This is a genomic window from Aurantimicrobium sp. INA4, from assembly GCF_027924525.1.
Classification (GTDB): Bacteria; Actinomycetota; Actinomycetes; order Actinomycetales; family Microbacteriaceae; genus Aurantimicrobium.
Window position 1 is genome coordinate 1067085 of record NZ_AP027040.1, and the last position, 12265, is coordinate 1079349.

The 12265-nt window shown below is 53.2% G+C and carries 11 protein-coding genes; 2 read left to right on the top strand and 9 right to left on the bottom strand.

Annotation, left to right across the window (positions count from 1 at the left end; translation table 11 throughout):
* Window positions 1–11: 11 nt before the first annotated feature.
* The 8 genes from AINA4_RS05305 to ilvD form a co-directional block, all read right to left on the bottom strand.
* Window positions 12–1064, bottom strand: a complete 1053-nt coding sequence (locus tag AINA4_RS05305) for a 3-isopropylmalate dehydrogenase (protein ID WP_281786449.1) — start codon at window positions 1062–1064, stop codon at window positions 12–14.
* A 25-nt stretch (window positions 1065–1089) separates the two neighbouring features.
* On the bottom strand, window positions 1090–2682 hold the full coding sequence (gene serA / locus AINA4_RS05310) for a phosphoglycerate dehydrogenase (RefSeq protein ID WP_281786450.1): 1593 nt from the start codon (window positions 2680–2682) through the stop codon (window positions 1090–1092).
* A 74-nt stretch (window positions 2683–2756) separates the two neighbouring features.
* A complete protein-coding gene (locus tag AINA4_RS05315; RefSeq protein ID WP_281786451.1) occupies window positions 2757–3095 on the bottom strand; it encodes a hypothetical protein in 339 nt (112 codons plus the stop codon).
* A 2-nt stretch (window positions 3096–3097) separates the two neighbouring features.
* Window positions 3098–3544, bottom strand: coding sequence for a hypothetical protein (locus tag AINA4_RS05320; protein WP_281786452.1), 447 nt, complete (start codon window positions 3542–3544; stop codon window positions 3098–3100).
* A gap of 38 nt (window positions 3545–3582) precedes the next feature.
* The gene (gene ilvC / locus AINA4_RS05325; protein WP_096380560.1) at window positions 3583–4608 is read right to left on the bottom strand and encodes a ketol-acid reductoisomerase; all 1026 of its coding nucleotides are present in this window, start codon (window positions 4606–4608) and stop codon (window positions 3583–3585) included.
* A gap of 45 nt (window positions 4609–4653) precedes the next feature.
* Window positions 4654–5163 (bottom strand): acetolactate synthase small subunit, encoded by a 510-nt coding sequence (gene ilvN / locus AINA4_RS05330; RefSeq protein ID WP_114129207.1) that lies wholly within the window; start codon window positions 5161–5163, stop codon window positions 4654–4656.
* Window positions 5164–5178: 15 nt separating this feature from the next.
* Window positions 5179–6975: an acetolactate synthase large subunit gene (locus AINA4_RS05335; protein WP_281786453.1), complete on the bottom strand. Its 1797-nt coding sequence runs from the start codon at window positions 6973–6975 to the stop codon at window positions 5179–5181.
* A 44-nt stretch (window positions 6976–7019) separates the two neighbouring features.
* Window positions 7020–8714 (bottom strand): dihydroxy-acid dehydratase, encoded by a 1695-nt coding sequence (gene ilvD / locus AINA4_RS05340; protein ID WP_281786454.1) that lies wholly within the window; start codon window positions 8712–8714, stop codon window positions 7020–7022.
* Between the two features lie 122 nt (window positions 8715–8836).
* Between ilvD and AINA4_RS05345 the strand changes: the two genes are divergently transcribed.
* Both AINA4_RS05345 and AINA4_RS05350 read left to right on the top strand, forming a co-directional pair.
* Window positions 8837–9640 carry a sugar phosphate isomerase/epimerase gene (locus AINA4_RS05345; protein WP_281786455.1) on the top strand — a complete coding sequence of 268 codons (804 nt, stop codon included), beginning with the start codon at window positions 8837–8839 and terminating at the stop codon, window positions 9638–9640.
* Window positions 9637–11148, top strand: coding sequence for a UDP-N-acetylmuramoyl-L-alanyl-D-glutamate--2,6-diaminopimelate ligase (locus tag AINA4_RS05350; protein WP_281786456.1), 1512 nt, complete (start codon window positions 9637–9639; stop codon window positions 11146–11148). The genes AINA4_RS05345 and AINA4_RS05350 overlap by 4 nt, the downstream gene beginning before the upstream one ends.
* On the opposite strand, the gene prfB is transcribed toward AINA4_RS05350, so the two are convergent.
* Window positions 11145–12254: a peptide chain release factor 2 gene (prfB, locus tag AINA4_RS05355; RefSeq protein ID WP_114129211.1), complete on the bottom strand. Its 1110-nt coding sequence runs from the start codon at window positions 12252–12254 to the stop codon at window positions 11145–11147. The genes AINA4_RS05350 and prfB overlap by 4 nt on opposite strands.
* Window positions 12255–12265: the final 11 nt, after the last annotated feature.

The following is a 12265-nucleotide window of genomic DNA, read 5'->3' on the forward strand; positions in this document are numbered from 1 at the left end:
TCCCTTACTTTCTAGGACAGTCGGGCAACAATGGCGTCGCCGATGTCACTGGTTTGACGAATGGTAGTCCCACGTTCTGAGAGGTCAGCTGCCACGGCATCATTGATGCGGGCAGCAGCCTCGGAGTATCCAAAGTGATCAAGCATGAGAGCAACAGAGAGAATTGCAGCTGTGGGATCAGCTTTTTGCTGACCAGCAATGTCCGGAGCTGAGCCGTGTACAGGCTCAAACATACTGGGGAACGCATTGGTAGGGTTGATGTTTCCACTGGCGGCCAGACCGATGCCGCCACTAATTGCAGCTGCCAGGTCAGTGAGAATATCCCCGAACAAATTGTCTGTGACGATGACATCGAAACGTGCAGGGTCTGTGACGAAAAAGATCGTGGCAGCATCGATGTGCAGGTAGTCCACGTCAACCTGAGGGTATTCAGTAGCTACAGCGTTGACGATACGGCTCCATAATGAGCCGGCGTTTACCAAGACATTTGTCTTGTGGACGAGTGTGAGCTTTTTGCGCTCTCGCTGAGCGGCTAGCTCAAATGCGTAACGAACGACGCGCTCAACACCGTGGGCAGTATTGACGGAAAGTTCGTTAGCAATTTCGAATTCTGTTCCCTGACGCAATGCCCCACCGTTACCTACGTAAGGGCCTTCGGTGCCTTCGCGAACAACAACAAAGTCAACCACGCCAGGGTTGGACAGTGGGCTGGTCACACCGGGGAAAATCGTGGTTGGACGCAAGTTCACATAGTGGTCAAGGCTAAAGCGAAGTTTGAGCAACAGACCACGTTCAATAATCCCGGCTGGAATACGGGGATCTCCAGGCTTACCTCCGACAGCTCCGAGCAAAATAGCTTCGTACTGTGAAATGGCAGCCAGATCCTCTTCACTGAGAACATCTCCGGTTTCGAGATAACGATCAGCGCCGAGAGAGAAATGTGTCTTTTCAACGACAAGGTCCGCCTGTGGTGCAACAACATCCAGCACTTTGACGGCTTCGGCAATAACTTCTGGGCCGATGCCGTCCCCGGGAATAACTGCGAGCTTGAGTGTGCGTGACATAAGACTTCCTTGAGCAGTAAAGAAATTATTCGGTGATGTCTACTTCGAGCATGACATCTGCATCGATGGCAACACGAACCTTTTCGAGTAATGACGCGGGAACAGGTGAATCAACGGTCAATACTGAAAGTGCTTTACCACCTAGGTTTTGGCGGGCAATCTGCATACCTGCGATGTTGATCTTGGCGTCGCCAAATTCTTTGCCATAAACGGCAACGATTCCGGGACGGTCGATGTATTGCATCACGATGAGGTGGTCATCGATAGGCACGTCGACTTCATAGCCATTGATTTCGACGATCTTCTCAACCTGCTTGATACCAGCCAACGTACCCGAAACTGAAACTTGAGTGCCGTCGCTGAGTGCCCCACGAATGGTCAGCATGGTTCGGTATTCAAGAGATTCTTCTTCGCGCAATTCTCGAACTTCGATGCCGCGCTGCTCGGCAAGCAGGGGTGCGTTGACATAAGAAACACTCTCGCTGACCACGTTCGTGAAAATACCCTTGAGGGCAGCAAGTTTGAGTACAGAAGTATCAAACTGTGTGATTTCACCTCGTACCTCAACATCAACCGACGTCAGTGGGCTGGTGTGAGCCAAACCAGAGAAGACTTGACCAAGCTTCTCTACCAACGGAATCGCAGGGCGAACATACGGGTCGATGACTCCCCCGGCAACGTTGACAGCGTCTGGAACGAGCTCACCGCTGAGAGCTAAACGAACAGACTTTGCAACAGAAATACCAGCTTTTTCTTGAGCTTCATCAGTAGAAGCGCCAAGGTGTGGAGTGGTGATGACGTTAGGCAGACCCAACAGTGGTGAACCAGTTGGTGGTTCGGACACGAAGACGTCCAAACCAGCACCGGCAATCACGTTGTTGGTGAGCGCCTCATAGAGAGCATCCTCGTCAATAAGTCCACCGCGTGCCACGTTAATGACATAGGCAGTGGGCTTCATGGCAGCAAGTTGTGCCCTGCCGATCATGCCCGTGGTTTCAGGAGTTTTGGGCATGTGGATGGTGATGAAATCAGCAGTTTCAATCAGCTCATCTAATGAGAGCAGTTGAACACCGAGTTGCTGTGCCCGGGCTGAGGTGACGTAGGGGTCATAGGCTACAACTTTGGTGCCGAAGGACTGCATACGAGCTGCAATGAGTGCACCAATACGACCCAGACCGATGATTCCGACGGTCTTTTCATAGAGTTCGGTTCCGGTGTAAGCGCTACGCTTCCACTTACCTTCCGCCAATGCTGCGTGAGCAGCCGGAATGTGGCGAGCCAGGCTGAGGATATGTCCGCAGGTCAACTCCGCTGCAGAAATGATGTTTGAGGTGGGGGCGTTGACCACCATGACACCGGCAGCCGTTGCGCTCTTGATGTCAACGTTGTCGAGGCCTACACCGGCACGTGCAATGACCTTGAGGTTAGGGGCCGCAGCTAGAACTTCGGCATCAACCTGGGTAGCCGAGCGAACCAGGATTGCATTGGCGGAGTGAACAGCTTCTAAGAGTGCTGGACGATCCGTTCCGTCAACTACCCGCACGTCAAAGTCTGGGCCGAGGGCTTCAATTGTTGCGGGAGAGAGTTCTTCAGCAATGAGGACGACAGGCTTTGACACGAGAAATGGTTCCTTAACTAACTTTTCGCACGAGAAGACTCAAGTCTACCCGAGCACTTTCGGGCGAAATTGCCCTAACTAACACTGAAAATGAGGAAAGCGTTGGTGCCCAACACCAGGTCTACGCCAATCACGGCTGACACACTCAAAGCCACAATGAAAATGACAAAACTTGGGAGCAGTTTCTTTTTTCTGGAGACCCACAACGCCAGAAAAAACAAAACTAGCGGCGCAAGTATTCCGAGGATGATGGCGAACCATCCAAAGACACTCAGCCCAATACCCAAAGAGAAACTTTGCGAGAGTACGCCGAAAAAGTTACCAATGCCTTCCCACACGTCATAGGCAAAAAACAGGGCAAAAATGGCAACCAAGATCCAGCCTGTTATGCCGCGACGAATTTTCTGTTCCATCACTAACCCGCCCAAGCGAGGTAGGGCCATGGAATGAGCACGAATGCTCCAAGAAGCAAGTACACCATTCGCTTTGTTACCGAGCTTGTTAATCCGAGGTAAAGCACGGCTGCAAACCAGAGCGAAGGGGCAGCAACTGCCAGCCACAATCCCAACACAAACATGCTGTTGCCCAATGGGTCAGCTATTTGCGTGGGATTACGCAGAGCGGTAATCAACCACGCAACGCTGTAGAGCAGATATATGCCACCAAAAATGCCAAAGCCAACCAAAGCAATCGAGCTCAGGCCGGTCTGAACATTTTCGCCGGTGCCGTCTCCTGCTTCTTTTGTGGAGGAATTAACAGAAGATGCGCCGCGTGCATCACGTTTGGCACTCTGTGGTGCCCCAGTGACCAGGCGATCTTCATCGCCTGCCCAACTGAGGGCATCATCTTCATGAGTACTCATGTGTGACGCGCGCGGCGCATCCTCTCTGTAGCTAATGACTAGCGGGCTGCAGAACCCTCGGTGTAGTCCTTGTCCTGGGGGCGCCATGCGAACAGTTCACGCAGCTTGCGACCAGTTGCCTCGATGGGGTGAGAAGCACCCTTTTCACGAAGAGCGAGGAACTCGGGAGCTCCAGCATCCTGGTCGTTGATGAAGCGGGTTGCGAATGCACCGTTTTGGATGTCTGCAAGAACTTCCTTCATGTGCTCCTTGACCGATGGGTCAATAACGCGTGGACCGGAAACGTAGTCACCGAACTCTGCAGTGTCGGAAACAGACCAACGCTGCTTGGCGATGCCACCTTCCCACATCAGGTCCACGATGAGCTTGAGTTCGTGCAGAACCTCAAAGTAGGCGATTTCAGGCTGGTAGCCAGCCTCAACGAGGGTCTCGAAGCCGTACATGACCAGCTGTGAAGCACCACCACAGAGAACAGCCTGCTCACCGAAGAGGTCAGTCTCGGTTTCCTCGGTGAAGGTGGTCTTGATACCACCGGCACGCAGACCACCGATTGCCTTGGAGTAAGACCATGCGGTCTCCCAGGCGTTTCCTGTTGCATCGTTCTCGACAGCAACGATGACAGGAACTCCACGGCCTGCCAGGTATTCGCGGCGTACAGTGTGACCTGGGCCCTTTGGTGCTACGAGAGCAACGTCGACGTTCGAAGGAGCGGTGATGTATCCGTAACGGATGTTGAAACCGTGACCGAAGATGAGGGTCTTACCTGCTGAAAGGTTCGGAGCAATGTCATCTGCGTACAAGTGACGCTGAACCTGGTCTGGAGCGAGAATGACGATGACGTCACCCCATGCTGCAGCTTCAGCAGTAGTCATGACCTTGAGGCCAGCCTCTTCTGCTTTAGCGATTGACTTTGAGTTAGCCTTCAGACCGACCACTACGTCAACACCTGAATCGTGAAGGTTGAGTGCGTGTGCGTGGCCCTGAGAGCCGTAACCGATAACTGCAACCTTCTTGCTCTTGATGAGCTCGAGGTCAGCATCCTTGTCGTAGTGAATTTCAGTCACTTTGTCATTTCTCCTTGTTTGTAGGTTTAGAAAATCTAAAAATCGTTAGTTTTTGAACACACGCTCGGTGATGGATTTACTTCCACGACCAATCGCAATCGCGCCAGACTGTGCAATCTCTTTGATTCCATAAGGTTCAAGCACCTTGAGGAATGCTGAAATCTTTGCGCCATTACCGGTTACTTCGATCACCAGGGCATCATTTGCCACATCAACTACTCGGGCACGGAAAAGCGTCACAGCTTCGAGAACCTGCGAACGAGTTGAATTATCAACGCGAACCTTGATGAGCATGTGGTCGCGCATGACGGACTGTTCAGGATCCAGTTCAACAATCTTGATCACGTTGATGAGTTTGTTGAGCTGTTTGGTGATCTGCTCCAGCGGTAGGTTCTCAACATCCACCACAACGGTGATGCGCGAGAGGCCTTCTATTTCGCTGTGACCTACCGCAAGAGATTCAATGTTGAATCCGCGACGAGCAAACAAACCTGCAACGCGAGTTAGCAAACCTGGCTTGTCCTCAACGAGGAGGCTTAGAACGTGGGTACTCATAGTCTTTCCTCCCCCTTATTCGTCGGTATCCCACGTCGGAGCGTGGTCCCTGGCGTATTGGACATAACTGTTGCTGACTCCCTGAGGAACCATCGGCCACACCATTGAATCTGCACTGACGACAAAGTCAATCACCACAGGACGGTCGTTGGTCTCAAGAGCAAGCTTGATGGCGGCGTCGATTTCTTCTTCCTTGGTGACGCGAATGCCCAGGGCACCATATGCGTCAGCTAGCTTGACGAAATCTGGAACACGAATGGTGTCGTGACCGGTGTTCAAGTCAGTGTTGGAGTATCGACCGTCATAGAACAGTGTCTGCCACTGGCGAACCATACCCAATGAGGAGTTGTTGATGACGGCAACTTTGATGGGGATGTTGTTGATAGTGCAGGTAGCCAATTCTTGGTTGGTCATTTGGAAGCAACCATCACCGTCAATCGCCCAGACGATTCGGTCGGGTTCACCCACCTTGGCTCCCATAGCGGCAGGAACGGAATATCCCATGGTTCCAGCACCACCAGAGTTCAGCCACGCGTTGGGACGCTCGTACTTGATGAACTGGGCAGCCCACATTTGGTGCTGTCCAACACCGGAGGTGTAAATGGCTTCTGGGCCGGAAAGTTCACCGATGCGCGTAATGATGTGCTGAGGCGCTAATAAGCCGTCTGTGGGCTCTGCATAGCCAAGAGGGTACTCTTCACGCAGAGAATTGAGGGTGCTCCACCACTCACTGAAGTCTGCTTTCTTCGCTCCAGGGGTTTCTTTATAGACCTCAATAAGGTCAGAAATAACGTCCTTGAGATCTCCCACGATGGGAACTTCTGCAGCACGAATCTTGCCGATTTCAGCAGGATCAATATCAACGTGAATAACTTTGGCATTGGGGGCAAACAGAGAGGCTTTACCGGTGACACGGTCATCGAAACGCGCACCCAGGGTAATCAACAGATCAGCATCCTGCAGAGCAAGAACAGCAGGAACAGTTCCGTGCATACCTGGCATACCGAGGTTGTTTTCGTGGCTGTCGGGGAATGCACCTCGAGCCATCAGCGTGGTTACTACTGGTGCTCCCACGAGGTTCACAAGCTCGAGCAGTTCAGCGGAGGCACCCGAGCGGATGATTCCACCACCGACATAGAACACGGGCTTCTTGGCTTCAACAATCAGGTCTGCTGCTGCTTGGATCTGCTTGCCGTGTGCCTTGGTAACTGGACGGTAGCCAGGGAGGTCAATGCTAGGCGGCCACACAAAGGGCGCAAGTGCCTGTTGAGCATCCTTCGTGATGTCAACGAGGACAGGGCCTGGACGTCCTGTGGATGCAATGTGGTACGCCGCGGAAATAGTGGCAGGAATGTCTTCTGCCTTGGTTACCAAGAAAGAGTGCTTGGTAATGGGCATCGTGATTCCCACAATGTCTGCCTCTTGGAAGGCGTCTGTCCCCATCAGGTGAGAGAACACCTGGCCGGTAATGGCCAATAGTGGAACAGAGTCCATGTAGGCGTCAGCAATGGCGGTCACTAGGTTTGTCGCACCTGGACCAGAGGTCGCGATGCAGACACCAGTTTTTCCGGTTGCCGAAGCGTAACCTTGAGCCGCGTGGCCTGCACCTTGCTCGTGACGGACCAGAATGTGGCGCAATTTCTTGGAATCCATCAGTGGGTCATAGACCGGCAGGATGGCGCCACCGGGCAGACCGAATACATCGGTTACGCCGAGGAGCTCCAGCGAGCGCACAACAGCTTCTGCACCGGTCATTTCAGGCGCGGTGGAGGAAGCGCTAGGCGCGGATGTGGGGAGTGATTCCGTAGACATCGTGAATCCCTTAATGTGAGAAAGCGAAAAGTGATCGGGCGTCGTTACCCAGTAATCGCACCCTCTGATGCGGAATGAACCAGCTTGGAGTACTTAGCAAGTACACCTCTGGTGTAACGCGGAGGGAGCGGAGCCCAGCCGATTCGGCGAGCTTCGAGCTCTGATTCGTCGACGAGTAAGTCGAGCGTCCGAGCTGCGATATCGACCCGTATGAGATCACCATCGCGCACGAGGGCAACGGGTCCACCGTCAACTGCCTCGGGAGCTATATGGCCGATACACAGTCCGGTTGTGCCGCCTGAGAATCGTCCGTCTGTCAATAGTAGAACATCTTTACCCAGTCCCGCACCCTTGATGGCAGCAGTAATTGCTAACATCTCGCGCATACCGGGGCCACCCTTAGGGCCTTCGTAGCGGATGAGAACGATGTCGCCCTTCTTGATGCTGCCTTCGGTGAGGGCATCCATTGCGGCGCGTTCGCGCTCAAATACGCGGGCAGGGCCTTCAAATACATCTAAATCAAACCCTGCAGTCTTCACCACAGCTCCTTCGGGAGCCAGAGTTCCATGCAGAATCGAAATTCCGCCTGTTGCGTGGATGGGGTTATCCAGAGTGCGGATAACTTCACCATCAAGAGGCATGAGATTCAACTCTTCAAGGTTTTCGGCCATGGTCTTACCAGTAACCGTCATCACATCACCATGCATCAAACCTGCGTCGAGAAGAGCCTTCATCACGACAGGGACACCACCAACACGGTCAACATCGTTCATGACGTACTGACCGAAAGGCTTGAGGTCACCGATGTGGGGAACCTTGTCAGCAATTTTGTTGAAGTCATCCAGAGTGAGATCAACGTCTGCTTCACGTGCAATGGCAAGCAGGTGAAGAATGGCGTTGGTCGATCCACCAAAAGCCATCAAAACAGCGATTGCGTTTTCGAACGCTTTTCTGGTCATGATGTCTCGCGCAGTAATTCCCTGACGAATCAGGTTGACAACCGCTTCACCTGAACGGTGAGCGTAGTAGTCACGGCGGCGGTCTGCACTGGGTGGGGCTGCAGAACCTGGCAGGCTCATGCCGAGTGCTTCAGCGATGGAGGCCATGGTGTTGGCGGTGTACATTCCGCCACACGCACCCTCACCGGGGCAGATAGCGCGCTCAATACGATCGAGGTCTTCTTCGCTCATGGTGCCGGCCTTGCAGGCACCCACAGCTTCAAAAGCGTCGATGATGGTGACGTTCTTTTCGGTGCCGTCAGAAAGACGTACCCAACCAGGGGCAATAGATCCTGCGTAGAGGAAGACAGAGGCCAGATCTAGACGTGCAGCAGCCATCAACATGCCTGGAAGTGACTTGTCACACCCAGCCAAGAGAACAGAACCGTCGAGGCGCTCTGCCTGCATGACTGTTTCAACCGAGTCAGCAATGACCTCACGAGATACCAGAGAGAAGTGCATTCCCTCGTGGCCCATGGAAATACCGTCTGAAACCGAGACTGTTCCGAATTGGAGTGGGTACCCACCGCCGGAGTGCACGCCTTCTTTACAGGCCTGTGCCAGTCGGTCGAGGCTGAGGTTGCAGGGGGTTATTTCATTCCACGAGCTGGCAACACCAATCTGGGGTTTGCTCCAGTCTTCGTCTCCCATACCAACAGCACGAAGCATTCCTCGAGAGGCGGCTTTTTCAATACCGTCTGTAACGTCGCGACTACGTGGTTTCATGTCGTTTTCTGGCATAGCTCTAAGTCTACGGCCTTCACAGGCTGAGAAAATTCCCGCGCAATACTCCCGGTTAATTCACAGCCCATATGGCGAGAACTCCCCCACAGCACCCAGCTTGGGCAACTAGGCTGGAACAAATGATTCAAGTTGGAATGAGCGCTTCCTGCGTATACCCCCTGGCCTGTGAGGATGGCTTTCGTTTCGCAAACCTAGCCGGTTATGACGGGGTCGAGGTGATGGTCACGCGCGAACCTGTTACTCAAAGCGTCGATGGTCTCAAAAAGCTCATAGACACCTACGAGATGCCTGTGCTCTCTATTCACGCTCCGGTCTTACTTCTCACCCACTTTGTCTGGGGCCGTGATCCTCAAATTAAGCTCGAAAAGTCTGCAGAACTAGCTGTAAACGTCGGTGCCAGCACAGTTGTGGTTCACCCGCCTTTCCGCTGGCAATCCACTTATGCCGACAAGTTTTTAGACATCGTTCGCCAAACCAGCGAGAACACCGGCGTCACGATCGCCGTTGAAAACATGTTCCCCTGGAAGGTTCGAAACTCCCAGATGCAGGCCTATGCACCGGGACCAGACCCTCGTGAACTCGACTGTGATGCCATTACTCTCGATTTTTCTCACGCTGCTCTCTCTGGCCACGACAGTATGGAACTGACGTTGGAATACGGCGAGCGCCTGCGCCATGTCCACCTCACTGATGGATCAGCTGCAGCAGATGACAACCGTATTTTCGATGAGCACCTACTTCCCGGTTACGGTAAACAGCCCGTGGCGGAAGTCCTGCAACATCTGGCTGCTCAGGAGTGGGATGGACACGTGGTTGCAGAGGTCAATACTCGTAAAGCCAAGTCGGAGGAAGAAAGACTAAGCCTCTTGGTTGAAACCCTCGATTTTGCTCGCTTGCATTTAGGGCAGACTGTTTCACTATGACCGCAACACCCCGTAGCCTGAACCTCGCGGAGGTTGACTCGGCATGGGGTCCCCAGGTTGTTGAGGGTAACCGCCTCGTTCAAGACTCTCGCCAGATCCAGACCGGTGATGTGTTCGTTGCTATGGGAAGCACCGGAGCGTCAGGCCATGAGTTTATTGAGCAAGCAATCAGTAAAGGCGCCAACACCGTTGTGGTTGATCAGCAGTGGGGCAAGGAAGCACTCGAAATTGCGCAGCGGCTTCAGTTTTCCGGCGAGGTCATCCCAGTTCCTCACCTCTGGAAGGAACTCCCTCGCATTGCAGATGCTTTCTGGGGTTTTCCTTCCCACAATCTGACCATCGTGGGGGTAACTGGCACGAACGGGAAAACCTCTGTGGTTCAGCTACTTGTTCAGGCTTGGGATCATCTGGGATTGCGGTGTGCAAGCATTGGCACACTGGGCGTGGGCGTTCATGGTCAAAAACTTGTCTCTACCGGACTAACTACGCCATCAGTCAGCCAGGTTCATGAAATCTTGGCTTCATTTGTTGACGCCGGGGTGACGCATGTGGGCATCGAGGTGAGTTCACACGCTCTCGAACAGCAGCGCGTCGGAGCAGTTCGTTTCGCACAGGTAGCCTTTACCAATTTGACTCGTGATCATCTTGATTTCCACGGCACGATGGAAGCCTATGCAGCAGCCAAGGAGAAGATCTTTGAGCTCGCTGGCACGCCTGCCGCGGTTCTCAACATCGACGATGCCTATGGCGAAAAGATGTTCAACACCTTCCTTCCTACTCGCGCAGTGCTCGGTGTGAGCTCTGCCGCACATCCCCAGTCCTCCATCACGGCCCACAATGTCCAGCTCGCTGCCAGTGGTTTAGCGTGTGACATCGAGTTTGAAGGAGAAATTGCCTCCGTGTCGAGCTCGCTGGTGGGCAGATTTAACGTAGACAATCTGCTGCTCACCTCAGGCATTTTGCTGTCCGAAGGATTCACTGCGCACCAGATCGTGGAGGTGCTTCCACAGTTAACTCCCGTCTTTGGTCGCATGAACAAGATTCAGCCCACCTCTGACTCCCCACTGGTCATCATCGATTACGCGCACACCCCCGATGCTTTACAACAGGGCTTAGCTGCGTTGGCCGATTACAACTTCAAACGGATCATCACCGTGTTTGGGTGCACAGGCGATCGGGATGCGGGCAAACGCCCCGAGATGGCCGCTATTGCGGAAAGCGCATCTGATCTCGTGATTGTCACTGATGATGATGTGCACCACGAAGATGGCGACAAGATTGTGGCTGATATCCGTAGAGGTTTTCAGAATCCTGACGCAGTTATTGAACGTCGTGACCGCGGCGAGGCACTCCACTACGCAATATCTCACGCCACCGCTGGTGATGTGGTGTTCATCGCCGGTAAGGGGCATGAAGAATTTTTTGTCGTCGGAGACGACCTCGTTCCCTTCAGTGACACGGCAGTGGCCGAAGAATTGCTTGCACGCAAAGCAGCTGGAAAGCTTTAGCGAGTTTCTGCTGACTTTCTCCAGCGAATACCTGCCGCAATAAAGCCATCTAGATCCCCGTCAAAAACGTGGGTGGGGTTATTGACTTCATATTCGGAACGCAAATCTTTGACCATTTGATAGGGCGCGAGAACGTAGCTGCGCATCTGGTCTCCCCAACTAGCTGTGATGTTTCCAGCAAGTTCCTTCTTTTTTGCGTTTTCTTCTTCACGCTGCAGCAATAACAAACGTGAGGTGAGCACGCGCATAGCAGCGGCACGGTTTTGAATTTGGCTCTTCTCGTTCTGGCAGCTCACCACGATTCCGGTTGGCAAGTGCGTAATGCGCACCGCAGAATCGGTGGTGTTCACAGACTGGCCACCTGGACCACTCGAACGGAAGACATCAACCCGAATATCATTTTCAGGAATTTCTATCGCGGCAGACTCCGGCATCAAGGGAACGACTTCAACGGCGGCAAAGGAAGTTTGCCGTTTCCCTGCCGAGTTGAACGGGCTCATTCGCACCAAACGGTGCGTACCAGCTTCGACGGACAATGTTCCAAATGCGTAGGGCGCATCCACTTCGAAAGTTGCGGATTTGATGCCGGCTTCTTCGGCATAGCTGGTGTCAAGAACATTGACGGTGTAATTGTGCTTCTCTGCCCAGCGCAGATACATTCGCAACAGCATTTCAGCGAAGTCTGCAGCATCGACTCCCCCGGCACCTGAACGTATGGTGACCACTGCTGGATATGAGTCATATTCACCGTTGAGCAGTGTCTGAACTTCGAGCTCACCCAGAACAGCAGTAATGGATTCCAGTTCAGCCTGTGCCTCTTTGGCTGAGTCTTCATCTCCTGCTTCGTTGGCTAATTCGACCAAAACTTCAAGATCATCCAGGCGTGAGGTAATGCTGTTGAGCTTGTTGAGTTCAGCTTGGCGGTGGCTGAGTTCACTCGTGATTTTTTGGGCATAGGCGGTGTCATCCCACAAATCGGGGGCTTCCGCTAACTCACTCAATCGAGCAATCTCAGCGTTCAACCGATCAACATCAACGACAGCAGTGATATCGGCAAAAGTCGAGCGCAGTGCACGAATATTCTCGGTGAGGTCTAGATCAAGCATTATGTCTCCAG

Excerpts from the sequence above, each read along its gene's own strand:
- AINA4_RS05305 (WP_281786449.1), bottom strand. The coding sequence starts at position 1,064 with ATGTCACGCACACTCAAGCTCGCAGTTATTCCCGGGGACGGCATCGGC.
- AINA4_RS05315 (WP_281786451.1), bottom strand. The coding sequence starts at position 3,095 with ATGGAACAGAAAATTCGTCGCGGCATAACAGGCTGGATCTTGGTTGCC.
- AINA4_RS05320 (WP_281786452.1), bottom strand. The coding sequence starts at position 3,544 with ATGAGTACTCATGAAGATGATGCCCTCAGTTGGGCAGGCGATGAAGAT.
- ilvN (WP_114129207.1), bottom strand. The coding sequence starts at position 5,163 with ATGAGTACCCACGTTCTAAGCCTCCTCGTTGAGGACAAGCCAGGTTTG.
- AINA4_RS05335 (WP_281786453.1), bottom strand. The coding sequence starts at position 6,975 with ATGTCTACGGAATCACTCCCCACATCCGCGCCTAGCGCTTCCTCCACC.
- ilvD (WP_281786454.1), bottom strand. The coding sequence starts at position 8,714 with ATGCCAGAAAACGACATGAAACCACGTAGTCGCGACGTTACAGACGGT.
- AINA4_RS05345 (WP_281786455.1), top strand. The coding sequence starts at position 8,837 with ATGATTCAAGTTGGAATGAGCGCTTCCTGCGTATACCCCCTGGCCTGT.
- AINA4_RS05350 (WP_281786456.1), top strand. The coding sequence starts at position 9,637 with ATGACCGCAACACCCCGTAGCCTGAACCTCGCGGAGGTTGACTCGGCA.
- prfB (WP_114129211.1), bottom strand. The coding sequence starts at position 12,254 with ATGCTTGATCTAGACCTCACCGAGAATATTCGTGCACTGCGCTCGACT.